We start from the raw sequence: 23,928 nt of genomic DNA on the forward strand, positions 1-23,928 counted from the left end.
GGAGGTCCGGTTGTGGCACCGCCTCCCCGTGGCGTGAACGGGGAGGCGGTCGTCAGGCTAGTGCGCACTCACGACGCTCACCACGCATTGACATGCATGAGTATGCAGAACCCTGCATGATTCGTCAATTTGGGTCGGTGGCGGAGGAAATTCCCGAGCGCTCTTTGAACGCGAGAAACCGCTTACCCGTACTTCTCGCCGGACGCAGGCGCCGCGTTCGCACCCGACGACAACCCCCGAACCCGAGTGAGGCATCCGCATGTCCAGGGCCCTTCCGAAGTACAACAAGCGTCGTGTCGCGTTCATCGGTGGCGCCGCCGCGGTGGCGCTGTCCGGCACGGTGATCGCCGGGTTCGCCCTCGCCGGGGAGACGTCCGGCAACGGCGGCACCAACGCCCGCACGCTGGCCGGACCCGGCACCATCGCGTGCCCGGACGTGACCGGTCAGCTGCCCGCGATCCCGGCGTCCGCGCAGGCCGAGGTCGACCGCAATCTCGCCCAGCTCCAGACCCAGATCGCCGAGGCCAACCAGCGCCTCGTCGACACCGTCGGCCAGGGCGGACCCAACTTCGTCCAGAACGCCATCCTCGGCCCCCTGGAGGACAAGCGCGTCGCCGCCCTCAACCGCATCGAGACCGCCATCGGCCGCACGGCCGCCAAGCCCGAAGGGCTGGAGGCGTTCGCCGCCTGCACGCTCACCCAGTGACGTGACAGGCAGCCTGGGCCGCCCCGTTGGCACGCCGGCCGGGGCGGCCCTGGTGACGTCGAGCGACCCCGACCCGGCCCCACAAGTCCTTAGACAGGCGAACGATTCGCGTCCATAATCGACGGTGTGGGAAAAACTTATGAACGCATAGACGGCCGGCTCCGCACGTTCATCGAGGAGCAGCCGCTCTTCTTCACCGCGACCGCACCGCTGTCCGCCGACGGCACGGTCAACCTCTCCCCCAAGGGCCTCAAGGGCTCCTTCGTCATCCTCGACGAACACACGCTGGCCTACCTCGACTTCGCCGGCTCCAACGCCGAGACCGTCGCGCATCTGCGCGAGAACGGCCGCATCACCCTCATGTGGTGCGCCTTCCAGGGCCCGCCCAACATCGTGCGGGTGCACGGCCGCGGAGAGGCGGTCTTCCGCGACGACCCGCGGTTCGCGGAACTGCTCGGGCACTTCCCCGACATCGACCCGTCCGCGCACGGCCTGCGCGCGATCATCCTGGTGCGGGCCGAGCACATCCGCGACTCCTGCGGCTACGCGGTCCCCCTGATGACGTACGACGAGGACCGCGACCTGCACGGCAAGCGGTTCGCCCGGGAGGACGACGCGTCCCTCAGCGCGTACTTCGCCAAGAAGGACCACATCGCGACCAGCCTGGATGGCCTACCCGGCGTGCCGTTGCCGCTGCCTCCGTCTAGCTTCTGAGCCATGCGCCACGGTGTCGTCGCCCTCGCTTCCGCGTCCCTCCTCGTGCTCGGCGCCGCGCCGGGTGAGGGGTCGCCACGGCCACTGCCCGCGCGCATGGCCGACACCGGCGGCGGCACCCAGCTGATCACCGCCGTCGCGCCGAGCACCGGCTCGACGGCGGGGACGGTCACCTGGTGGAACCGGGTCGACGGGCGCTGGGTGAAGGCGGGTTCGGCGTCCGCCCGCTTCGGCGCGAAGGGGCTGGTCCGGGGGACGAAGCGCAGACAGGGCACGAACACGACACCGACGGGGCTGTACGGGCTGCCGTACGCCTTCGGCATCGACAAGGCGCCGCGCGGGACCGCGTACAAGTACCGCCGCGTGCACCAGGACTCCTGGTGGTGCCAGGACAACGGCTCCCGCGCCTACAACCGGTGGAGCGAGCCACGGGCCCGTGACTGCCGGGCCGCCGAGTCGGAGCACCTCGTCTCCTACGGGGCGCTGTACGCGCACGCGCTCGTCATCGGCTTCAACTACGACCGTCCGGTGAAGGGGCGCGGCGCCGGGATCTTCCTCCATGTGAAGGGGCGCGGGGCCACGGCCGGCTGTGTGTCGGTGTCGCGGGACGCGATGCGGCGGATCCTCAGGTGGGCCGAGCCGAAGCGCAGACCGCACATCGCGATCGGCACGGCGAGCGGCGCCACGGCGATCACCCGGTACTGACCCCGGGACCTGACAGCCGCCACTGAACACACGGACCTCCCCGCACGTATCTCAGGGCCAAGGGACCACGCCACCCCCCTTGCTCCCGTCCCCGGAGGAACCGTGACCACCACGATCGCGGGCGGCCGTGCCGCCCGACGCCAGACGATGCGCCGCATCCGACCGCGCCGCTCCCCGGCCGTTCCGCTGGTGATCGCCCTATGGGCGGGCGCCGCCGCGGTGCTGTGGCTGTGGTGGGACAACACGCCGTCCCTCGCGGACAACACCGCAAAGATCATCGCGGCGGGCCGGATCACCGGTCTGCTCGCCGGCTATCTGATGGCCCTCGTGGTGCTGCAGATGGCGCGGGTCCCCGCGCTGGAGCGGCGGGTGGGCTCGGACCGGGTCGCGCGCTGGCACGCGATGAGCGGCCGGTACACGGTCTGCCTGGTCGTCGCGCACGTCTTCCTGATCATGTGGGGCTACGCGCTGCAGGCGGGCAGGACGCTCGGCGGCATCGTCCAGCAGACGATCGACTCGGTGAACACGCTGCCGGACATGGGCAAGGCGGCCATCGGCACCGGGCTGCTGTTCTTCATCGCGCTCATCTCGATCGGGGGCATCCGCCGCCGGATCCCGTACGACACCTGGTACCACGTGCACCTGCTGACGTACGCCTCGGTGTTCCTGACGTTCTGGCACCAGATCACCACCGGCAACGAGTTCGCCGTGGAGCCCACCGCGAAGACCTTCTGGTACGGGCTGTACGGGGCCGTGACCGCGGCCGTGCTCTGGTACCGGGTCATCACCCCGATCCGGCTGAACCTGCGGCACCGGATGTACGTGGAGGCGGTCATCGAGGAGACGCCGGGCATCGTGTCCGTGCTCATCGGCGGGCGCAAGCTGCACCGGATGGGAGCGGAGGCCGGGCAGTTCTTCCGCTGGCGGTTCAAGGCGCCGGGCATGCGGTTCAGCTCCCACCCGTACTCCCTGTCGGCGGCGCCCCGCCCCGACATGCTCCGGATCACCGTGAAGGCGATCGGCGACCACACCTCCCGGCTGCGTGATCTGAAGCCCGGCACCAAGGTGTGGGCGGAGGGCCCCTACGGCGCCCTGACGGCCCAGCGCCGCAGCCGGGGCAAGGTGCTGCTGGTGGCGGGCGGCGTCGGCATCACGCCGATGCGGGCCCTGTTCGAGACGCTGCCGGGCGCCTCCGGTGACATCACCCTGCTCTACCGGGCCAACAGCACCCAGGACCTGGCGCTGTGGGACGAACTGGCGAAGATCGCCGACGAGCGCGGAGCCCGGCTGATGTACGCGGTCAACAGCCCCGACGGCGAGCGGCCAGACATCTCGGCGGAACGGCTGCAGCAGAAGCTGCCCGACATCGACAAGCACGACGTCTTCATGTGCGGGCCGGCCGGCTTCGCACAGTCCGTCTACGAGGCACTGCGCGACGCGGGTGTGCCTGCCCGCCGCATCCATCACGAGTCGTTCGAGATGTGAGCGACGGGACTTCAAGACTTCAGGAGCTGTAGAAGCCATGAGGAAGAGTCACCCCATCCGGCGGATCGTGCTGGCCGGCGCCGCCACCGTGTCCGGCATCGTGCTGCTGCTGTCGCTGAAGCCGGCGTCCGACCCGGGTTCCGCGCAGGCGGCGGGCGTGGGCGCGCCGCCTGCGGCCTCGGCCCAGGGCGGCGCCGAGGCGGCCGGTTCCGGCACGGTCACCGGTGACGCGGCGCAGACGCAGTACGGCGCCGTGCAGGTGCGGCTGACCGTGAGCGACGGGAAGATCGTTCAGGCGGCGGCCGTCCAGGCGCCCAAGGGCGGGCAGAGCGACCAGGTCACGGCGAACGCCGTACCGAAGCTCAACCAGGCCGCGATCGCCGCGCAGAGCGCCGACATCGACGCGGTGTCCGGGGCGACGTACACGAGCGCCGGGTACAAGAAGTCCCTCCAGTCGGCGCTCGACAAGGCGAAGGCGGCCGGCGGCTCTTCACAGGGCTCGGGTTCGCAGGGCTCCGGCTCCGGTTCACAGGGTTCGGACGCCGCGCAGGCCAAGACCGTCACCGGCGGCGTGGCGCAGACCCAGTACGGCGCGGTCCAGGTCCGGATCACGGTCAGCGGCGGGAAGATCACCCGGGCCGAGACGGTCCAGGCGCCGAAGGGCGGGCAGAGCGACCAGATCACCGCGAACGCCGTGCCGAAGCTCAACCAGGCGGCCGTGGCGGCCGGCAGCGCCGACATCGACGCGGTCTCCGGGGCCACGTACACCAGCGCCGGCTACAAGGAGTCCCTCCAGTCGGCGCTGGACCAGGCCGGTGGCTGACACGGTGGTGGAACCGACACAAGCTCCCGCCGCGGTACGTCGTGCGGAGGAGGTCATGGGGACGGTCGTCTCCTTCGACGTCCGCGGCGGGGATTCCGGTGCTGTGCGGTCGGCGCTGGAAGAGGCGATCGCGGGCCTGCACCGGGTCGACGAGGTGTTCAGCACGTACCGGGACGGCAGCCAGATCTCCCGGCTGGCGCGCGGGGAGCTGACCATCGACGAGTGCGACCCCGAGGTGACCGAGGTCCTCGACCTGGGTGCCGAGGCGGAGCGGCTCAGCGAGGGCTGGTTCAGCACGACCTACGAGGGCCGCTTCGACCCGACCGGCATCGTCAAGGGCTGGTCCGTCGAACGAGCGGCCCGCCGCCTTGCGGACGTCCCGGGCGTGAGCGGCGTCAGCGTCAACGGCGGCGGCGACGTCCAGCTCCTGGGCACACCGGGCGCCCAACGCCCGTGGCGGGTGGGCGTGTCCGACCCCTTGCGCCCCGGCGGCCTCGCGGCGGTCATCTCCGCCGCCGGCCTCACCGAACTGGCGGTGGCCACCTCCGGCACGGCGGAACGCGGCACCCACATCGTCGACCCCCGCACGGGCCGCTCCGCGGTGACGGACCTCGTGGCCGTCACCGTGGTGGCCCCTCGGCTCACCTGGGCGGACTGCTGGGCGACAGCGGCCTTCGCGATGGGTTCACGGGACGCCCTGGCCTGGCTGGAGTCCCTCCCGGACGTGGAGGCCCTCCTGATCACGGCGGGAGACGAGGTGCGCTGCACAGGGGGCCTGGCGGCTCGACTCGGGTGAGCGGCCCTTCCCAAGAGCGCGGGAAACTGCGCGCCCAGCCACACCCGAACGACCGCCCGCAGCTACGTCAGTCACCTGGCAGCGCCGTACGGGACAACGCCCCTGGGGGCGCGGGGAACTGCGCGACCGGCCACGACCCGCCGGCAGTCGGCAGCGGACCGGCCGCCACCCCCCTCAGTGGCCGTTCTGGGCCAACCGAAGCAAGTGGTCGGCGAGAGCCTGACCCCCCGTGGGGTTCCGGCTGATCAACAGCAACGTGTCGTCACCGGCGATCGTCCCCAGAATGTCGTGCAGCTCGGCCTGATCGATGGCCGAGGCCAGGAACTGCGCGGCCCCCGGAGGAGTACGCAGGACCACGAGATTCGCCGAAGCCTCCGCCGAGATCAGCAGCTCCTGCGACAGCCGCCGCATCCGCTCTTCCTTCGCCGACTCCCCCAGCGGCGCCCGGGGCGTCCGGAAACCGCCCTCGCTCGGCACCGCGTAGATGAGGTCACCGTCGTTGTTGCGGATCTTCACCGCGTTCAGCTCGTCCAGGTCGCGGGAGAGCGTGGCCTGCGTGACGCTCAGCCCGTCGTCGGCGAGCAGCTTCGCCAGCTGGCTCTGCGACCGCACCGGCATCCGGTTGAGGATGTCCACGATCCGGCGGTGGCGGGCGGTGCGGGTCTGCGGCACGGCAGGCCCTGCGACCCCGTTGTGCTCGTGGTCCTGCGCCTGACTCATCGTCGTCCCATTCTCCGGATCATGCGTCCCCGTCGGCCGTGTCGGCCCCGTCCAGGATGCCGGGAAGGGCCTGAAGAAGCGCCTCCACTTCGTCGTCCGCGAGATTCAGCGGCGGCATGAGCCGTACGACATCGGGGGCGGGCGCGTTCACCAGGAATCCGGCGTCCTGAGCCACCTGCTGCACCTTGGCGGCGAGCGGCTCGGTGAGCACGATACCCAGGAGCAGGCCCCCACCCCGGACATAATCGATCAACCGGTGATCGAGAGCGTCGATTCCGTCGCGCAACTTCTCGCTCTGCCGCTTGACGTTCTCCAGCAACCCCTCGTTCGCAATGGCGTCCAGCACGGCCAGACCCGCGGCGCACGCGACCGGGTTCCCCCCGAAGGTCGTCCCGTGATGACCGGGCTGCAGCAGCTCCGCCGCCCGCCCGAACGCGACCGTCGCACCGAGCGGCAGCCCGCCGCCGAGCTGCTTGGCGAGGGTGACGACGTCCGGCAGGACGCCCTCGCTCGCCTGGTAGGCGAACCAGTGCCCGGTGCGCCCGACGCCGGTCTGCACCTCGTCCAGGACCAGCAGCGCCCCGGTGGCGGCGGTGATCGCACGCGCCGCCTTGAGGTAGCCGGCCGGCGGGACCACGACGCCGTTCTCGCCCTGGATGGGCTCGACGATCACCAGGGCGGTCTCCTCGGTGACCGCGGCGGCCAGCGCCTGGGCGTCGCCGTAGGGCACATGGGTGACGTCGCCCGGCAGCGGCCGGAACGGGTCCTGCTTGGCGGGCTGGCCGGTGAGCGCGAGGGCACCCATGGTGCGGCCGTGGAAGCCGCCGTCGGTGGCGACCATGTGGGTCCGCCCGGTCAGCCGGCCGAGCTTGAAGGCGGCCTCGTTGGCCTCGGCGCCGGAGTTGCAGAAGAAGACCTTGCCGTCCCGGCCGAACAGCTGCAGGAGCCGTTCCGCAAGGGCGACGGTCGGCTCGGCCATGAAGAAGTTGGAGATGTGGCCGAGGGAGGCGATCTGCCTGCTCACGGCCTCGACGATCGCCGGGTGGGCGTGGCCGAGCGCGTTCGTCGCGATGCCGCCGACGAAGTCGAGGTACTGCTTGCCGTCGGCGTCCCAGACCTTCAGGCCCGCCCCGCGCACGAGGGGGAGGCGCGGGGTGCCGTAGTTGTTCATCAGCGAACCCTGCCACCGCTGGGCGTACTCCTGATTGCCGGTCATTCGGCGTCCCCCTCTGGCGCGTCCGGCACGACCATCGTGCCGATTCCCTCGTCGGTGAAGATCTCCAGCAGGATCGAGTGCTGGACCCGGCCGTCGATGACGCGGGCGGTGGTCACGCCGCCCCGGACGGCGTGCAGACAGCCCTCCATCTTCGGCACCATTCCGGAGCTCAACTCCGGCAGCAGCTTCTCCAGTTGGGAAGCGGTCAGGCGGCTGATCACCTCGTCGCTGTGGGGCCAGTCCTCGTAGAGGCCCTCGACGTCCGTGAGGACCATGAGCGTCTCGGCGCCCAGCGCGGCAGCGAGTGCCGCAGCCGCCGTATCAGCATTGACGTTGTAGACATGGTGGTCGTCCTGGCTCCGGGCGATCGACGAGACGACCGGGATCCGGCCGTCGGCGAGCAGGGCCTCGATCGCGCCCGTGTCGATGTCGGTGATCTCGCCGACCCGACCGATGTCGACGAGCTCGCCGTCGATCTCGGGCTGGTGCCGGGTGGCGGTGATGGTGTGGGCGTCCTCGCCGGTCAGTCCGACGGCGAGCGGGCCGTGCTGGTTGAGCAGGCCGACCAGCTCGCGCTGCACCTGCCCGGCCAGCACCATCCGTACGACGTCCATGGCGTCCTCGGTGGTGACGCGCAGGCCGGCCTTGAACTCGCTGACGATGCCGTGCTTGTCGAGGGCGGCGCTGATCTGCGGGCCACCGCCGTGCACGACGACGGGCTTGAGGCCGGCGTGGTGCAGGAACACCACGTCCTGCGCGAACGCGGCCTTCAGCTCCTCGTCGATCATGGCGTTGCCGCCGAACTTGATGACGACGGTCTTGCCGTTGTGCCGGACCAGCCAGGGCAGCGCCTCGATGAGGATCTGGGCCTTGGGGAGCGCGGTGTGCTTACGCGCGGGTGCGTTGCTCATGAGGAGTAGGCGCTGTTCTCGTGGACGTAGTCGGCGGTCAGGTCGTTGGTCCAGATCGTGGCGGTCTCGGACCCGGCGGCGAGGTCGGCGACGATGTGCACCTCGCGGTAGCGCATGTCGACCTTCTCGCGGTCCTCGCCCACGCCGCCGTTCTTGCAGACCCAGACGCCGTTGATGGCGACGTTGAGCCGGTCGGGCTCGAAGGCGGCGGACGTGGTGCCGATCGCCGAGAGGACACGCCCCCAGTTGGGGTCCTCGCCGTGGATGGCGCACTTGAGGAGGTTGTTGCGGGCGATGGAGCGGCCCACCTCGACGGCGTCGTCCTCGGTCGCGGCGTTGATCACCTCGACCTTGATGTCCTTGCTGGCGCCCTCGGCGTCCCGGATGAGCTGCTGGCCCAGGTCGTCGCAGACCTGCCGTACGGCCTCGGCGAACTCCTCGTACTCCGGCGTGACTTCGGAGGATCCGGAGGCGAGCAGCAGCACGGTGTCGTTGGTGGACATGCAGCCGTCGGAGTCGACGCGGTCGAAGGTCGTGCGGGTGGCCGCCCGCAGCGCCCGGTCCAGTACGTCGCTCGCGACGGCCGCGTCGGTGGTGAGGACGACCAGCATGGTGGCGAGGCCGGGGGCGAGCATGCCCGCGCCCTTCGCCATGCCGCCGACGGTCCAGCCGGCCCTGGTGACGACGGACGTCTTGTGGACCGTGTCGGTGGTCTTGATGGCGATGGCCGCCTTCTCGCCGCCGTGCTCGCTCAGGGAGGCGGCCGCGGTCCCGACACCGGGCAGCAGCTTGTCCATCGGGAGCAGGACGCCGATCAGACCCGTCGAGCAGACCGCGACCTCGATCGCACCGCGGCCGAGCACCTCGGCCACCTTCTCGGCGGTGGCGTGGGTGTCCTGGAAGCCCTTCGGGCCGGTGCAGGCGTTGGCGCCGCCGGAGTTCAGCACGACGGCCGAGACCTGGCCGCTCTTGAGGACCTGCTCGGACCACAGGACCGGGGCGGCCTTGACGCGGTTGGAGGTGAAGACGCCCGCGGCGGCGCGGCGCGGACCGTCGTTGACCACGAGGGCCAGGTCCGGATTGCCGTTCTCCTTGATCCCGGCGGCGATACCCGCCGCCCGGAACCCCTTTGCTGCCGTGACACTCACTGCGTCTCCTTGTTCGCTTCTCCGCCCGTGCAGCGCAGAGGTGCGGCTTTCGTCGTTGTCTGCGGCCCGGTGGCTGCACGTGCGTCGCTCACGGTGCGACTCCGATCGTGGAAAGCCCGGTGTTCTCGTGAAACCCGAGGGCGATGTTCATGCTCTGGACGGCGCCGCCGGCCGTGCCCTTGGTGAGGTTGTCGATGGCGCTGATCGCGATGATGCGGTTCGCGGCGGCGTCGAATGCGACCTGCACCTGAACGGCGTTCGAACCGTAGACGGACGCCGTGGCGGGCCACTGGCCCTCCGGCAGCAGGTGGACGAAGGGCTCGTCGGCGAACGCCTTCTCGTACGCGGCGCGGACGGACTCGGCGGTGACGCCGTCCTTGGCCTGCGCGCTGCACGTGGCGAGGATGCCGCGGGGCATGGGGGCGAGGGTCGGCGTGAAGGAGACGGAGACCCGCTCCCCCGCCGCCGCGCTGAGGTTCTGGATCATCTCGGGCGTGTGCCGGTGACCGCCGCCGACACCGTACGGCGTCATGGAGCCCATGACCTCGCTGCCCAGCAGATGCGGCTTGGGCGCCTTGCCCGCGCCGGACGTGCCGGAGGCGGCGACGATCACAGCCTCGGGCTCGGCGAGCGCGGCGGCGTAGGCCGGGAAGAGGGCGAGCGAGACGGCGGTCGGGTAACAACCGGGCACCGCGACGCGCTTGGACCCCTCCAGCGCGGCGCGGGCACCCGGCAGCTCGGGAAGGCCGTACGGCCAGGTACCGGCGTGTGGGGAGCCGTAGAACCGCTCCCAGTCGCCCGCGTCCCTCAGGCGGAAGTCGGCGCCCATGTCGACGACCAGCACGTCCGGACCCAGTTGCTCGGCGACGGCGGCCGACTGGCCGTGCGGCAGGGCGAGGAACACGACGTCGTGGCCGGCCAGCGCCTCCGGCGTGGTCTCCAGGAGCACGCGGTCGGCGAGCGGCAGCAGGTGCGGCTGGAGCGCACCGAGGCGCTGCCCGGCGTTGGAGTTGCCGGTCAGGGCCCCTGTCTCGACCTCGGGGTGGGCCAGGAGCAGACGCAGCAGTTCCCCGCCCGCGTATCCGCTCGCTCCGGCCACAGCCGCACGTACCGCCATGGAATCCTCCTCCTTGATGGCATGACTATACGTTTCGCCGCAGTTTTATGCAACGACTCCACCAGGGGATCACTACAGGTGGGGGACATGACGGACGGTGTCGGCACGGGCGAAAAGGGCGCGAACATCTGGGGGCGGGCCGGCCCGGCGCCCGCCTCCCGCCGCGACGGGATCCCCTCAAGGCGCTGCCGACGGTCCCGGGAGGGACCGCCGGCAGCCGGCGCGCTCCGTCACCTCTGCTTGATCCGCAGGAAGGTCACAGAGTTCGCCGGGAAGGTGTACGTGAACGTGTCGGCGACCCCCGAGAAGGTCGACGTGGCCGGGGCGACCGGTGCGTCGGTCTCGGTGTTCACCGCGTCCTGGCCGGCGGCCAGCGTGGTGACCCGGGCCCTGGAGGCGACCTTGGCGCCGCCCAGGTCGATGGCCGTGCGGGCCTCGGCGGACTGGGCGTTGACGACCTTGACGATCAGGTCACCGGTCGCGGCGTCGCGCGTGACGACCTGGCGGAACGGCTCGGCCGGCTTGTCGTCGGTGAAGCTGCCCCACTCCTGGCCGTCGAGGTACAGCGTGACCTGGCGGCCGCGCACCTTGATGTCGATGTCGTAGGCGCGGCCCGTCTCGATGGAGCCGGCCTTGGTCAGCAGGGTGCCCTTGCCGCCGTCCACGGCCTGTTCGACGGCGGACTGGGTGTTGTTCCAGCCGCCGAGGTTCCACCAGTAGTAGGTGCCGGTGTCCTTGACGCCGAAGGCGACGAGGAAGCCCTCCTTGCCGGACTTCTTGGTGGCCTTCACATGCAGGTCGTAGTCGTGCCAGGACGGGTCGCCGGCCTGGACCATGGTGTTCTCGGCGGCGGCGTCCGTCTGGACGTACTGGCCGTCCTGCACGCTCCAGCTGCCGGTGCCGGTGTGCGTCCACCGCGCGGCGTCCCCGGAGAAGTCGTCGCTCAGCAGCGTCGAGCCGTCCGCCGCGGTGACCTTCACATCGTCGTAGGCGGCGCTGGTCGCCCACGTCGACAGGCCGACCGCCCCGGCGACGGGGCCGCTGACGTCCGGTGTGGTGGTGGCCTTCGAGGGGACGACCCGGTCGCCGACGTTGTTCATGAACAGCTTCTGGACCTCGTAGTTCGCCGAGTTCCAGGAGGCACGGTTGTTGAACCAGATCAGGTCCGGCCGCCACTGGACGTAGTCCTCGTTGGCGAGCAGCGGGGCGTACGAGGCGAGCTTGACGACGTCCGCGTTGCGCTCCAGGCCGGTCATGAACGCGGCCTCCGAGAGGCCGTTCCTCCAGGCGTTGCCCTGCGAGGCGTACTCGCCGAGGAAGACCTTCGGGCCGCTCCGGTCGTAGGAGTCGTAGCGGTCGTTGTTCTGGAGGAACCAGGTGGGGCTGTTGTAGTAGTGCTCGTCGACCATCTCGACGTTCGCCTCGCGGTTGAGCTTCCAGGCGGTGTCGAAGGTGGTGCCGCTGTCGTCGGGGCCGGAGTTCGAGACGACCGTGATGTCCGGGTACTTCGCCTCGATGGCGGTGCGGAAGCGCTTGAAGCGGTCGAAGAACTCGTTCGGCAGGTTCTCCTCGTTGCCGACCTCGATGTGTGTGAGACGGAAGGGCCGCGGGTGGCCCATCTCGGCGCGGACCCTGCCCCACTCGGACGTCGCCGGTCCGTTGGCGAACTCGATGAGGTCGAGGGCATCCTGGATGTGCCGTTTCAGCAGCGCCTCGTCGTCGACGGCCCTGTTCTGGCCGCAGCCGGTCACCAGGGCCGGGACGACCGGCAGCGGCATGGCGCCGATGTCCTCGGAGAAGCGGAAGTACTCGTAGTAGCCGAGGCCGTAACTCTGGTTGTAGCCCCAGAAGTTGGCATTGGTGGCGCGCTCCTCGACCGGGCCGACGGTGTCCTTCCACTGGTAGGAACGCGTGCGCTGCCAGCCGGAGGACTCGCTGTAGTCCTCCATGGAACCGGTGTTGACCAGGCAGCCGCCGGGGAAGCGGACGAAGCCCGGGTGCAGGGCGGCGATCTTCTCGGCGAGGTCCTTGCGCAGGCCGCCCGGCTGGTTCTTGTACGTGTCGCGCGGGAACAGCGACACCATGTCGAGAGCGGCCGGGTCGGTGGCGGCGACGGCGAGGCGGCCGCGGTTGCTGGTGCGGGTCGCGGTGAACGTGGCCCTGTACTTGGTCCAGTCGCCCTTGACGGCGACCTGGCGGGCCGTCGCCAGCGCGCCCGCGGCGTCCGTGAGACCGACGGTGAGGGTGGTGCCGCTGTCGGCGCGGGCCCACACCGAGAAGTCGTACCGCTTGCCCTGTTCGACGCGGATCCCGGTGTTGTAGCCGGCGTTCGTGACGGACGAACCGGCGCCCAGGGAGAGGTAGTTGCGGTTGCGCTCGTTCAGCCGGCCGGCGTCGTTCACGACCTGGCCCGTACCGGCGACCGTCCAGGACGTGAGCGGCGTGTAGGACCGGTTGTCGTCCGTGGAGTACTCGAAGGACCGGTTCTGCACGAGCTCGGCGTACAGGCCGCCGTCCGCGGCCCGGTTGATGTCCTCGAAGAAGACGCCGTACATCGTGTCGTCGATCTCCGCGCCCCTGGCGGCCGGGTCGACGGTGATCGCGTAGTCGGTGACGCCCTCGGCGTGCGCGGTGGTGGTGGGGACGAGGCCGGCCGCGACCAGCAGGGCGGTCGCGGCGGTGCCGTATCTCCAGCGGATGCGTGACATGGATACTCCGCGGCTCGATGTTCGAAATATCAGACACTGATCAGCACTTCGAACGGCAAGATAGGGAGAGGGATTTGGCAGCGTCAACGGTTCGCACGGTTTCGAAAGTTGTCGGACGGGCCGGGAGAGTCGGGAGAGTGGAACGGATGGGCGAGCCCTGGCCGGTACCGGACGCACTGGCGTATCTGGCCGGAAGCTGGCGCGCCGAGCGGTCGGTGCGGGACCTCGCGAGCGGCGACGAGGGGGCGTTCTCCGGTACGACGGTCTTCGGGCCGCTGGAGGACACCGGACCCGCGCGAGGGCTGCTGCACCACGAGGCGGGGACGTTCGTGTGGCGGGGCGTGCCCCGGCCCGCCGAGCGGACCCTGCGCTTCCTGCCGGGGAGCGCACCGGGCACGGCTGACGTGCGTTTCGCCGACGGCCGCCCCTTCCACGACCTGGACCTGACCTGCGGCCACCACGTCGCCGACCATCCCTGCTCGGCCGACCTCTACCGCGGCGAGTTCACCGTCCGGGACGCCGACCACTGGCGGTCGGTGTGGCGGGTGCGCGGACCGGCCAAGGACCTGGTCCTGACCACCGACTACGCGCGCGAGCGCTGAGCCGACCCCGCGTCGAGGCGCAGGTTCCAGCGGCCCGCACGGCCGGTCACCGTGGTGGTCGACAGGGGGCGTACGTCGATGTTCCAGTACGTCGACGGCGGCGCCTTCAGCGCGTACACCAGCGCCGCGCGGATCACCGACGGTTCGGCCACGGCCACGATACGGTCGCCGTCGTCCACGGGCCGGGTGTCGAGCCAGCCGCCGACGCGGCCGATGAACCCGAGCAGCGACTCACCGCCGTGCGGTGTGGCGCGCGGGTCGGCCAGCCAGGCGTCGACCGCGTCCGGCTCGCGGGCCATCGCCTCGCCGAGCGTGAGCCCGCCCCAGCGGCCCATGTCGCAGTCGCGCAGGGCGAGTTGCACCAGCGGGGCATAGCCGAGGGCGTCGCCGGTCGCGCGGCTGCGCGGGGTCGGTGAGCAGTAGCGCAGCTCGGCCGCGGCCAGCGGCAGCAGGCCGTGCGCGACGCTCTGCACCTCGTCCCAGCCGGCCTGGTCCAGCGGCCGGTCGTCCTGGAAGCGCTCCGCGAGCAGCGAGGAGCTGCGCGCGGCGGCGACGAACGTGACCCGAAGTGGCATGCGGTGATGGTGTGACGCCGAAGTGCGCAGGTCAAGAGGGGTTGTGCCGGTGTCACCGAGGGTGGGCGAAGGCTTACTGCCGGGTCAGGACCAGGCGGACAAGTGGCAAGAAAACGAGCCGTTGGAAACTTCAAGCACGGCCGCCCGGGCGTCAGAAGGAGAGCGCCATCCACTGGTCCGGATTCTCCAGCGGCGCGAACCCGAGCTTCGCGTAGACGCCGTGCGCGTCGTGCGTGGCCAGCAGGATGCGCCGCAGTCCGTACGGCCGCAGGTGCTCGCGCACCGCCCCCACGAGCGCCGATCCGATGCCCTTGCCGCGCACCGACGGGTCCACATACACATCGCACAGCCATGCGAAGGTCGCCCGGTCGGTGATGATCCGGGCATACGCCACCTGCTCCCCCGAAACCGACTCGTACACCCCGAAGTTCAACGACCCGTCGATCGCCCGGTCATGCTTCTCCCGCGTCCGCCCGAGCGCCCAGTACGCGTCGGTGGACAGCCACCGATGCACCCGCTCACGGTCGACACGGTCGAGGTCGAAGGAGATCTCGTAGCCCTCGGCGAGGAAAGGGGTGCCGTTCATGCGCCGAGCGTCCCAGGCACAGGACAAGGACGTCGAGCAATTTTCGCCGAGCGCCCACAACCCCCAGGGGCGCGGGGAACTGCGCGACCAGCCACCACGGCGCCGCAGACGAACGACAACGCCGCCGAGCGGCCTATCACCGAGCGCCCACAACCCCCTAGGGGCGCGGGGAACTGCGCGACCAGCCACCACGGCACCGCAGACGAACGACGGCAAAGCCCCGCCGCCCGGCCCCCCGAGCGGAGCGCTACAGCACCTCGTCACACGCCACCCCCAACCGCCGCACCCCCTCCGCGATCTCCCCCACGCCCGCCACGGCCGCGAAACTCAACCGCATGTGACCGGCCGGCGGTTCCGCGCTGAAGTACGGCCGGCCGGGAGTGACGGCGACACCCGCCCGCAGGGCCGCGGAGGTCAGCGCGAGTTCGTCGGTGCCGTCCGGAAGACGGACCCACAGGTGGTAGCCGCCGGACGGGACGTGCGGAAGGGCGAGCTCGGGCAGGTCCCTGCGCAGCGCGGCCGTCATCGTGTCGCGGCGGGTCTTCAACTCCGCCGAGATCGCCCGCAGATGGCGGGGCCAGGCAGGCGAACCGACCAGTTCCACGGCCGCTTCCTGCAGGGGCCGCGGCACGAAGAAGGAGTCGACGACCTGGATCGCGCGCAGCCGCTCCAGCACCGGCCCGCGGGCGGCGAGCGCGCTCACGCGGAAGCTCGGCGAGGTCGCCTTGGTCAGCGAGCAGACGTGGACGACGACGCCGTCGGGGTCGTCGGCGGCCAGCGGACGCGGCAGCGGGCCCGCGTCCTCGTGCACCAGCCGTCGTACGAAGTCGTCCTCCACCACGAAGGCGCCGGCGTCGCGCGCGATCCGCAGCACCTCGCCGCGCCGGTCCGGTGCGAGCATCGCGCCGGTCGGGTTCTGGAACAGCGGCTGACAGACGAAGACGCGGGCGCCGGTCGCCCGGAAGGCATCGGCGAGCAGCGCCGGCCGTACACCGTCCGCGTCGACCGGGACGGGGACCGGACGCAGCCCGGCGGTGCGAGCGATCGCCAGCATGCCCGGGTAGGTGGGCGACTCCACCAGCACCGGTGCGCCCGGCGGTGCGAGCGCCTTCAGCGCCGTCGTCAGCGCCGACTGGCCGCCCGCGGTGATCAGCACCTCGGCCGCCGTGACGGCGCCGCCCGCCCCGCCGATGCCGCGCGCGAACCATTCCCGCAGTTCCGGCAGCCCCTCCATGGGCGGCCTGCCCCAGGCCCCGGGCCGGCGTCCGGCCCGCGACAGCGCCGCGGCCATCGCCCGCTCCGGCTGCAGGCTCTGGTGCAGATAGCCGCCGTTGAACTCGATCACGCCGGGCGGTGGAGCGGCGAGCGAGACGAGCACGCCCGACGCGTCCACCGAGCGCGGCACGAGTTCCGCCCCGCCCTCCGCGCTGAGGGTGACCTCCTGCCAGGAGGTGTCCCCCACGGGGGCGGCACGCGTGTGGGGCTCGGCGCGGAACGCCCCGGCGCCGGGACGGGTGACCACGAGGCCCTCGGCCGCCAGTTGCGCGAGGGCGCGGGAGACGGTCACCGGGCTCACCCGGAAGCGTTCGACCAACGCCCGGCTCGACGGCAGCTTTCCACCGGGAGAGTAGCGGTTCAGTTCCCGTCGCAGCTGAGCCGCCAGTTCACTGACACTGCTACGCTCTTGCATGAGGACCAAGAATAGCGCTACCGAACCGAGCGCGATAGCAGTCACCGCCGAGCCGACCGCTACCACGATCCCGGCGGCCCCGGCGCGCGCGACCCTCGGCGGCACCCTCCAGGCCGCCCTCGGTGTCGCGGCCTTCTCGCTCACCTTCCCCGCCACCGCGTGGGGCCTGGAGAGCTTCGGCCCCTGGTCCCTGGTCGCCGTACGCAGTGTGCTCGCCGCACTGATCGCGGGCGGCTGTCTGATCGCCCTGCACGTCCCGCTGCCAGAGCGCCGGCACTGGGCGGGCCTCGCGGTGGTCGCCGCCGGAGTGGTCGTCGGCTTCCCCCTGCTCACCACGCTCGCCCTCCAGACGTCCACCACCGCGCACGCGGCCGTCGTGGTCGGACTGCTCCCGCTGACCACCGCCCTGTTCTCGGCCCTGCGCGTCGGCACCCGCCCCTCGCGCACCTTCTGGCTGGCGGCGCTCGCGGGCGCGGCCGCCGTCGTCGCCTTCACGGTGCAGCAGAGCGGCGGCGCGCTGACCACCGCGGACCTGTATCTCTTCGCGGCGCTGCTGGTGTGCGCCGCCGGCTACACCGAGGGCGGCCGGCTGGCCCGGGTCATGCCGGGCTGGCAGGTGATCGGCTGGGCGCTGGTGCTGTGCCTGCCGATCGGCGTGCCGGCCGCCGCGGTGGCCCTGTCCCACGAGGCCGTGCAGCTGTCCTGGCACGGTGTGACCGGGCTGGTCTGGGTCGCGGCGGGCTCGCAGTTCCTCGGCCTGGTCGTCTGGTACCGGGGCATGGCGGCCATCGGCATCCCCAAGGCCAGCCAGTTGCAGTTGGCCCAGCCCCTGCTCACACTGGTGTGGTCGGTGCTGCTCCTGGGCGAGCACCTGACGGTGGCCGCCCCGCTGACGGCCGCGGCGGTGCTCGTCTGTATCGCCGTGACCCAGCGGGCGCGCGGCTGAGCGGGCCCTGACGACCCACTTCCAACCGCCGCTCCACGCCGTAGACTCAAGGCCACGGACCGCTGCTCCCACACCTGGTGAGGAGGACCGACAGATGCGTGCAACCGTGGGCGACCAGCTTGTCCAGCACGGCAGGGTGGTCGGGCAACACGACAAGGTCGGCGAGATCGTCGAAGTCCTCGGTCAGGAGGGCAACCCCCCGTACCGCGTCCGTTTCGAGGACGGGCACGAGGGTGTGTGCTCCCCCGGCCCCGACACCGAGATCCGGCACAGGAACACGATGACGAGGTAGCCCGGTGACGCGACCCGGCCGTGCGGGCCGGGCGCGTCCGGGCGGGTGGATCAGCGCGGGACCATCGCCGGCTTCCCGTAGTGGTCGGCGACGACCCGCGCCATCGCTCCGATCCGGTCCGCCGCCAGGTCCTTCGCGGCGAAGTAGACGTGTCCGCACGCCTCGGGGTGGTCCTTGGCGAGCGTGAGGTGCCGCGACAGCTCGGCCGGGTCCTGCCAGGCGGCGGGCTGGGCGGCGTCCCCCGCCTTGTAGAGCGCCTCACCGACGTAGAGCCGCGTCCGGCTGCCCCGTGCGGTCTCCGCCCACCAGGGCAGGAGCTTGGCGTAGTCGGCGACCGTGAAGCCGATGTTCCAGTACAGCTGCGGGCAGATGTAGTCGATCCAGCCCTCGCGCACCCACTTGCGGGTGTCCGCGTACAGGTCGTCGTAGGTCTCCACCCCGCCCCGGGTGTCGGAGCCCAGCGGGTCGGAGGCGGCGTTGCGCCACACGCCGAACGGGCTGATGCCGAACTGTGTGGTGGGCCTGATCGCCCGGATGCCGGCCGCCATCTCCAGGATGAGCTTGTCGATGTTGTCCCGCCGCCAGTCGGCCCTGGACGCGAAGCCGCCGCCGTAGGTGTCGTAGGCCTCGTCGTCGCCGAAGTTCTGGCCGGACACCGGGTAGGGGTAGAAGTAGTCGTCGAAGTGGACCGCGTCGACGGGGTAGCGCGCGACCGCGTCCAGCATCGCCCGCTGCACGAAGCCACGGACCTCCGGCAGTCCCGGGTTGTAGTAGAGCTTGCCGCCGTACTCCACCACCCAGTGCGGGTGCCGGCGGGCGGGGTGGGTCTCGGCCAGCCTCTCCAGGTCGGTGTGGTTGGCGATGCGGTACGGGTTGCACCAGGCGTGCAGCTGCAGCCCGCGGGCGTGGGCCTCCTCCACGGCCGTGCCCAGCGGGTCCCAGCCGGGGTCCTGGCCCTGGGTGCCGGTCAGGACCTGGGTCCACGGCTCGTACGGCGAGGGCCACAGGGCGTCGGCGGTGGGCCGTACCTGGAGGATCACCGTGTTCAGCCGGCAGCGCGCGGCCGCGTCGAGGTGGGTGATCAGTTCGTCGCGCTGCTCGTCCGCGGTGAGCCCCTGCCTGGAAGGCCAGTCCCGGTTGGCGACGGTCGCCAACCAGACTCCGCGCATCTCACGGGTCGCCCACAGCCGGTTACGCTGCGCTTCCTCCGCCATGGCGGGACCGGCCGCCATGGCACCGCCTGACCCCACGAGTGCCGACAGTGCGGTCACCGCGAACGCCCGCCGTGACAGCCGTGACTTCCGGTGCAGCATCCTTTTCGTACCTCCGTGTGCCGTGGTCAATGGCCTCACCCCCGGACAGATCCGTGCGTTCCGGACCTGACCCGGCGTCAGCCTTTCATGCGGCACCCGAACGATCGATCACGCTTCGCCGAAGGTAACGTGCAGGTTTGGAGCAGGCGCCGAACAACGGCGTTCCTGCCGCAGTCGTGGATCAGCGAAGGGGTCGATGTGACCGGCATCTCCGGAGATATTGCACGCGTCGGTGTGGTGGGCTGCGGCCAGATGGGAGCGGGCATCGCCGAGGTCTGCGCCCGCGCCGGCCTGGACGTGAAGGTCGCCGAGACCACCGGCGAGGCCCTGGAGATCGGCCGCACCCGGCTGTTCAACTCCCTCGACAAGGCGGCCGAGCGGGGCAAGATCAGCGAGGCGGAGCGGGACGAGACGCAGTCCCGGCTGTCCTTCACCACCGATCTCGGCGAGTTCGCCGACCGCGATCTGGTGATCGAGGCGGTCGTGGAGAACGAGCAGGTGAAGACCGAGATCTTCCAGGTGCTCGACCAGGTCGTGACCCGGCCGGACGCGATCCTCGCCTCCAACACCTCCTCGATCCCGCTGGTCAAGCTCGCGGTCGCCACCTCGCGCCCGGACCAGGTCATCGGCGTGCACTTCTTCAACCCGGCCCCGGTGCAGAAGCTCGTCGAGCTGATCCCGGCCCTCACCACCTCCGAGGGCACGATCGCCCGCGCCCAGTCCTTCGCCGAGAAGCTGCTGGGCAAGCACGCCATCCGCGCCCAGGACCGCTCCGGCTTCGTGGTCAACGCGCTGCTGATCCCGTACCTGCTCTCCGCGATCCGGATGTTCGAGTCGGGCATCGCCAGCCGCGAGGACATCGACAACGGCATGGAGCTCGGCTGCGCCCACCCGATGGGCCCGCTGAAGCTGTCCGACCTCATCGGTCTGGACACGGTCGCCTCGGTGGCGGACAGCATGTACGACGAGTTCAAGGAGCCGCTGTACGCCGCTCCCCCGCTGCTCCAGCGCATGGTGGACGCGGGCCGGCTGGGCCGTAAGACCGGCTCCGGCTTCTACACCTACGGCTGATTACGGACGGTCAGATTCCGGCCAAGTACACGGGCCCGGCACCGAACAGGTGCCGGGCCCGCGCCATTCACACACCGTGTGCGCGCCGGGCTCGCATATGCCGTTCGCACACTCTCCCCATGCGTCCACCAGGCGAGTTCACTTTTCCTGCGCATGCCAGGGATTCGAGACGACTACGGAAAGGAGCGGACACGTGACCGCCGATCCCGAGCATCCAGTCGTATCTGGAGAACTCGCAGAGTTACGACGCCGCCTCGACGTCGCCTACGCCCGCGTGGAGGGCGGGCTGACTCTGCTCACGCACCGCACCGAGGAGACCGCCAAGGAACTCGACGAGCTGAACACCCGGATCCACACACTGGAACACGCGCGCTGGCCGCTGCCCGCGGTCGCCGCCCTCACCGCCGTGGGTGCTCTCGTCGTGGCGATCTGGCAGGCCGTGGGTCACTAGCCGCACCGAGGCGCCGGCTCGCCGGGGACGTCGTATCAGGGCAAGTCGTCCTGGCCGAGCCGGAGATGGTGCAGCAGCAGTAACGCGGCCGCCATGTTGGCGGCCGGGACCTCCCCTCGGGCGACCATGTCGGGGACGAGCTTGAGCGGGACCCATTCCCGGCGGTCCGACTCGAAGTCGTCCACGGGATGCCCGACGTACTCGCCCTCGTCGGCCCAGTAGATGTGGTGCCGGGCGTCGGTGAGCCCGTTGGAGGGCTCCACGCTCATGAGGTGGTGCAGGGGTCCCGGCCGCCAGCCGGTCTCCTCCTCGAGTTCCCTGGCGGCCGCCCGGGCGATGTCCTCGCCGTCCTCGACGACGCCCGCCGCGAGTTCCCACCCCCAGCTGTCGGTGATGAAACGGTGGCGCCACAGGAGGAGGACTTCATTGGCCTCATTGACCACCGTGGCCACGGCGACCGGCCGCAGTCGTATCAGGAAATGGTCCAGGTGCCGGCCGTCAGGCAGCTCCACGTCTGCCAGGTTGACGGTGAACCAGCGGTTTTCATACACAGTTTGTTCGTTCTGTTTCGTCCACTGCACGGTTCTGCCACCTTCCGTCGAGTAAGTGGCAATATCGCAGCAGGGACTATGAGGTGTCGGTGTTCGAGTACCCGCGTGCACCGGCCTACAGCGGTACGCGCAGCGCTCCGTCGATGAGTTCAGCGGCCTCGGCGGTGCCCGCGCCGCCGCTGCGCACCAGGTGTTCGCGTACCGCACGGAGCCTGTCGCGCAGACGCTGGGACTCCATCCCCCGCGCCTGCTCGGCCATCTGCACCGCGGTGGCCACCGCCTTGTCGGCGTTGCCCTGGCGCAGCTCGATGGTGCTGAGCATGGCCAGCCGGTGCACCCGGCCCCGGTCGTGGGCGGGGTTGCCGACGGCGGCCGCGGCGTGCTCTCCCGCGGCCGCGAGCTCCCCGAGACTCAGCAGCGCCTCGGCCACCTGGACGTTGACGAGGCCGGGCTGGACATAGCCCGTTTCGTCGGGTTCGTATCCGCGGTGGATGCGTTCGGCGGCCTGTTCGGCACGCCGGATGCAGGACAGGGCGCTCGTGCCGTCGCCGAGGTGGGCGTACGCCTTCGCCTGCATCGCGTACAGATCGGAGGCGAGCGCCGGGGTGATGTGCTTGCCGGCGGCCCGCAGCGCGGCCTCCGCGAAGGCGACCGCCTGCCGGAACTCCCGCATGAACAGCGCCTGGTTGACCAGCAGCGCGATGACGTACGCGCCGAGTCCCCGGTCCCCGCTGGCCTTGGCGAGCCGGAGCGCCTGGTGGAAGTAGCGCTGGGCGAGCCCGTGCGCGTCGGAGTCGTAGGCGCAGATCCCGGCGACGGCCACCAGCCCGCCGGTGGCCCGGTGCAGTTGGCGCCCGGTGGCGTCGGTGTAGCTGCCGCGCAGCAGCGGGGCGGCCTCGGCGTTGAGGAAGCCGACGATCCGGGTGCGGGTCGCTATGCCGCCCGCCTTGCGGTACATCTGCTCGTAGTGGGTGCGGGCCGCCCGCAGCATGTCGATGTCGGCGGAGGTGACCCGGTGCCGTCCCCCGCGGGAGACGTCGACGTCCTCGGGCGGGTTCTCCCACTCCCACACCGGCATCACGGCGGGCGTGCCGGTGACCGCTGGGGCGCCCAGGATGTGCGGCCGCTGCTGCTCGTCGGAGCGCCACAGGGCGGTGGCCCGCTCCACGAAGCCGGACAGCGAGGTGGTGTGCGCGGTGTTGGGCTCACCGGGGACCCCGAGGCCGATGTCGTCGAGCGTGACGGTACGGTGCAGCCGGCCGGCCAGCACCTCGCAGATCAGGTCGGGCACCTGGCCACGCGGCCGCTGCCCCTTCAACCACCGCGCGACGGCGGTGTGTTCGTATCTCAGCGCGAGCCCACGCGCCCGCCCCGCCTGGTTCACGTGTGCTGCCAGCCCCGCGTGCGAGATCCCGGCCTCGTCAAGGATCGCGTCGAGCAGAGTGTTGGGCTGCATAGATGCCCCCCGGGTGGCTCGGTGCCGTCAGACTAGTGCGAACCGGTTCACACGGGGTGTGAACCGAGTGCGCGAATCCGTAGCGTGCGCGCGCTGTTGCGGAGAGTTCCCTGCCGGTTGACTGAAATGCCTCGCAAGAGGCCGGCCGGGCCGCCGGCTCCCCCTCGTACAGTGCGGCGGCCCGCTTCCGCGCCGTCCGCCCAGCTGCCTGCCCGACACTCCGTGGCGGGGCGGACGGCCGCCGCCGGCTCGGCAGCGCGACTGATCGCCGTCGCACTAGAGGTAATGGGGCGACTGCGGGTTCGTCGTGGCCGGTCGCGCGGTTCCCCCCGCCCCCAGGGAGTTGCAGGCGAGTCTCGTTCGATCGTTGCGCAGGACCAGTAGCGCCATGTCGTCCGACTGCCGGCCCCTTGTGTGGCGGAGAACCGCTGTGAACAGGCCGCGGAGGAGGGCGTGGGGAGTGACGGGGTGCTGCCGTACGGCATCCGCGAGCGCCGCCTGCAGCGAAAAGAACCGGCCTCTCGCGTCCCTCGCGTCCTCGACACCGTCCGTGTACAGGACCAGGGAGTCTCCGGAGTGCAGGGAGCCGCAGGGCACCGGCGGCAGTTCCGTCGGCAGCGGGAACAGGCCGAGGGGTGGGAGGGGATCGGTGCGGGCGAGGGGCTCGACGCTGGTGCCGCTCAGCAGATACGGCCAGGGATGGCCGCAGTTGAGCCCGGTGATCTCGCCGTCGCGGCCGATCTCCAGGAGCAGCACGGTGACGAACTCCTCCGCCGCGGGGTGTTCGTCGCGTGCCCGCTCGCGCAGATGGCGGGCCAGGGCCCGGTCCAGTCGGTGCAGCACCCGACCCAGGTCGGGTTCGTCGTGGACGGCCTCCCGGAAGCTGCCGAGGACGGCGGCGACCGTGCCGATGGCGGCGATGCCGTGGCCGCGCACGTCCCCCATGATCGCGCGTACGCCGTGCTCGGTGGCGATGACCTCGTACAGGTCGCCGCCCACCCGGGCGCCGCGATCCGCGGAGAGCTGGGCGGCGGCGACGTTCAGCCCGTCGACGCGCGGCGGCAGCGGCCGCAGCAGCACGCTCTGCGCGGCACCGGCGACCTCCCGCACCTGCCGGAGCTCACGGACCAGGGCCCGCCGGACGTGCAGGATCAGCCCGGTCCCCACGGCGAAGAAGACGGCGCTGGTCACGATCCGCGCACCGAGGCCGTCCTGCTGGGCGAGCGGGCAGGTCAGCTTGTAGGTGATCGCCGTCGCACCCCAGGCGGTGGGCAGCCCGAACGCGAGCACCTTGCGGGGCACCCGAGCCTTGAAGCGGAGCATGCCGATGGTCCCCCAATAGGCCC

General features: G+C 71.1%; 23 protein-coding genes and 1 pseudogene. 11 read left to right on the plus strand and 13 right to left on the minus strand.

The features are described 5' to 3' along the window. Positions 1-259: 259 nt before the first annotated feature. The 6 genes and pseudogenes from ACGFW6_RS34400 to ACGFW6_RS34425 all read left to right on the plus strand — a co-directional run. A pseudogene (locus ACGFW6_RS34400) lies at positions 260-697 on the plus strand (hypothetical protein); the annotation flags it as partial. A 135-nt stretch (positions 698-832) separates the two neighbouring features. Next, the gene (locus ACGFW6_RS34405) at positions 833-1,420 is read left to right on the plus strand and encodes a pyridoxamine 5'-phosphate oxidase family protein (RefSeq protein WP_393518921.1); all 588 of its coding nucleotides are present in this window, start codon (positions 833-835) and stop codon (positions 1,418-1,420) included. Between the two features lie 3 nt (positions 1,421-1,423). Next, the gene (locus ACGFW6_RS34410; protein WP_393518924.1) at positions 1,424-2,125 is read left to right on the plus strand and encodes a L,D-transpeptidase; all 702 of its coding nucleotides are present in this window, start codon (positions 1,424-1,426) and stop codon (positions 2,123-2,125) included. A gap of 102 nt (positions 2,126-2,227) precedes the next feature. Continuing rightward, positions 2,228-3,610: a ferric reductase-like transmembrane domain-containing protein gene (locus ACGFW6_RS34415; RefSeq protein WP_393518927.1), complete on the plus strand. Its 1,383-nt coding sequence runs from the start codon at positions 2,228-2,230 to the stop codon at positions 3,608-3,610. Between the two features lie 37 nt (positions 3,611-3,647). Then, positions 3,648-4,433, plus strand: a complete 786-nt coding sequence (locus tag ACGFW6_RS34420; RefSeq protein ID WP_393518930.1) for an FMN-binding protein — start codon at positions 3,648-3,650, stop codon at positions 4,431-4,433. 55 nt (positions 4,434-4,488) lie between these two features. Then, positions 4,489-5,229 (plus strand): FAD:protein FMN transferase, encoded by a 741-nt coding sequence (locus tag ACGFW6_RS34425; protein ID WP_393518932.1) that lies wholly within the window; start codon positions 4,489-4,491, stop codon positions 5,227-5,229. 174 nt (positions 5,230-5,403) lie between these two features. On the opposite strand, the gene ACGFW6_RS34430 is transcribed toward ACGFW6_RS34425, so the two are convergent. The 6 genes from ACGFW6_RS34430 to ACGFW6_RS34455 all read right to left on the minus strand — a co-directional run bounded on the left by ACGFW6_RS34430 (position 5,404) and on the right by ACGFW6_RS34455 (position 13,049). Then, entirely contained in the window at positions 5,404-5,949 is a 546-nt protein-coding gene (locus tag ACGFW6_RS34430) for an arginine repressor (RefSeq protein WP_030959635.1), read from the minus strand. A gap of 19 nt (positions 5,950-5,968) precedes the next feature. Next, positions 5,969-7,165 carry an acetylornithine transaminase gene (locus ACGFW6_RS34435; RefSeq protein ID WP_393518936.1) on the minus strand — a complete coding sequence of 399 codons (1,197 nt, stop codon included), beginning with the start codon at positions 7,163-7,165 and terminating at the stop codon, positions 5,969-5,971. Then, positions 7,162-8,076: an acetylglutamate kinase gene (gene argB / locus ACGFW6_RS34440; RefSeq protein ID WP_393518939.1), complete on the minus strand. Its 915-nt coding sequence runs from the start codon at positions 8,074-8,076 to the stop codon at positions 7,162-7,164. Before argB ends, ACGFW6_RS34435 begins: the two co-directional genes overlap by 4 nt. After that, positions 8,073-9,224: a bifunctional glutamate N-acetyltransferase/amino-acid acetyltransferase ArgJ gene (gene argJ, locus ACGFW6_RS34445; protein ID WP_393518942.1), complete on the minus strand. Its 1,152-nt coding sequence runs from the start codon at positions 9,222-9,224 to the stop codon at positions 8,073-8,075. Before argJ ends, argB begins: the two co-directional genes overlap by 4 nt. A gap of 88 nt (positions 9,225-9,312) precedes the next feature. After that, positions 9,313-10,341 carry an N-acetyl-gamma-glutamyl-phosphate reductase gene (gene argC / locus ACGFW6_RS34450; protein ID WP_393518945.1) on the minus strand — a complete coding sequence of 343 codons (1,029 nt, stop codon included), beginning with the start codon at positions 10,339-10,341 and terminating at the stop codon, positions 9,313-9,315. Between the two features lie 230 nt (positions 10,342-10,571). After that, positions 10,572-13,049, minus strand: a complete 2,478-nt coding sequence (locus tag ACGFW6_RS34455; protein ID WP_393518948.1) for an alpha-L-arabinofuranosidase C-terminal domain-containing protein — start codon at positions 13,047-13,049, stop codon at positions 10,572-10,574. Between the two features lie 146 nt (positions 13,050-13,195). On the opposite strand from ACGFW6_RS34455, the gene ACGFW6_RS34460 reads away from it, so the two are divergent. Then, the gene (locus ACGFW6_RS34460) at positions 13,196-13,651 is read left to right on the plus strand and encodes a DUF6314 family protein (RefSeq protein ID WP_393518951.1); all 456 of its coding nucleotides are present in this window, start codon (positions 13,196-13,198) and stop codon (positions 13,649-13,651) included. Here the strand turns inward: ACGFW6_RS34460 and ACGFW6_RS34465 are convergent. From ACGFW6_RS34465 to ACGFW6_RS34475, 3 genes are all read right to left on the minus strand, one after another. Then, complete coding sequence (locus ACGFW6_RS34465; RefSeq protein ID WP_393518954.1) at positions 13,633-14,226, minus strand: histidine phosphatase family protein; 594 nt, start codon at positions 14,224-14,226, stop codon at positions 13,633-13,635. The two genes, ACGFW6_RS34460 and ACGFW6_RS34465, sit on opposite strands and share 19 nt — an antisense overlap. A gap of 151 nt (positions 14,227-14,377) precedes the next feature. Beyond that, positions 14,378-14,812, minus strand: a complete 435-nt coding sequence (locus ACGFW6_RS34470) for a GNAT family N-acetyltransferase (protein WP_393518957.1) — start codon at positions 14,810-14,812, stop codon at positions 14,378-14,380. A gap of 247 nt (positions 14,813-15,059) precedes the next feature. Beyond that, the gene (locus ACGFW6_RS34475; protein ID WP_393518960.1) at positions 15,060-16,502 is read right to left on the minus strand and encodes a PLP-dependent aminotransferase family protein; all 1,443 of its coding nucleotides are present in this window, start codon (positions 16,500-16,502) and stop codon (positions 15,060-15,062) included. Here ACGFW6_RS34475 and ACGFW6_RS34480 point away from each other — a divergent pair. After that, positions 16,501-17,448 (plus strand): DMT family transporter, encoded by a 948-nt coding sequence (locus ACGFW6_RS34480; RefSeq protein ID WP_393518963.1) that lies wholly within the window; start codon positions 16,501-16,503, stop codon positions 17,446-17,448. The two genes, ACGFW6_RS34475 and ACGFW6_RS34480, sit on opposite strands and share 2 nt — an antisense overlap. Positions 17,449-17,542: 94 nt before the next feature. Beyond that, on the plus strand, positions 17,543-17,740 hold the full coding sequence (locus ACGFW6_RS34485) for a DUF1918 domain-containing protein (RefSeq protein WP_380854423.1): 198 nt from the start codon (positions 17,543-17,545) through the stop codon (positions 17,738-17,740). Positions 17,741-17,790: 50 nt separating this feature from the next. Here the strand turns inward: ACGFW6_RS34485 and ACGFW6_RS34490 are convergent, their stop codons facing one another. Further along, entirely contained in the window at positions 17,791-19,053 is a 1,263-nt protein-coding gene (locus ACGFW6_RS34490) for a glycoside hydrolase family 10 protein (protein ID WP_393518967.1), read from the minus strand. Positions 19,054-19,251: 198 nt separating this feature from the next. Here ACGFW6_RS34490 and ACGFW6_RS34495 point away from each other — a divergent pair, with 198 nt between their 5' ends. Both ACGFW6_RS34495 and ACGFW6_RS34500 read left to right on the plus strand, forming a co-directional pair. Further along, a complete protein-coding gene (locus tag ACGFW6_RS34495) occupies positions 19,252-20,124 on the plus strand; it encodes a 3-hydroxybutyryl-CoA dehydrogenase (protein ID WP_393518970.1) in 873 nt (290 codons plus the stop codon). Between the two features lie 193 nt (positions 20,125-20,317). Then, entirely contained in the window at positions 20,318-20,575 is a 258-nt protein-coding gene (locus tag ACGFW6_RS34500) for a hypothetical protein (protein WP_393518973.1), read from the plus strand. Positions 20,576-20,610: 35 nt separating this feature from the next. Here ACGFW6_RS34500 and ACGFW6_RS34505 read toward each other — a convergent pair whose 3' ends face one another. The 3 genes from ACGFW6_RS34505 to ACGFW6_RS34515 form a co-directional block, all read right to left on the minus strand. Next, complete coding sequence (locus ACGFW6_RS34505; RefSeq protein ID WP_393518976.1) at positions 20,611-21,156, minus strand: NUDIX hydrolase; 546 nt, start codon at positions 21,154-21,156, stop codon at positions 20,611-20,613. Positions 21,157-21,241: 85 nt separating this feature from the next. Next, positions 21,242-22,582 (minus strand): transcriptional regulator, encoded by a 1,341-nt coding sequence (locus tag ACGFW6_RS34510; RefSeq protein WP_393518979.1) that lies wholly within the window; start codon positions 22,580-22,582, stop codon positions 21,242-21,244. A 276-nt stretch (positions 22,583-22,858) separates the two neighbouring features. Beyond that, positions 22,859-23,905 (minus strand): PP2C family protein-serine/threonine phosphatase, encoded by a 1,047-nt coding sequence (locus ACGFW6_RS34515; RefSeq protein ID WP_393518981.1) that lies wholly within the window; start codon positions 23,903-23,905, stop codon positions 22,859-22,861. Positions 23,906-23,928: the final 23 nt, after the last annotated feature.

Source organism: Streptomyces sp. Y7, from assembly GCF_043195415.1.
Lineage (GTDB): Bacteria > Actinomycetota > Actinomycetes > Streptomycetales > Streptomycetaceae > Streptomyces.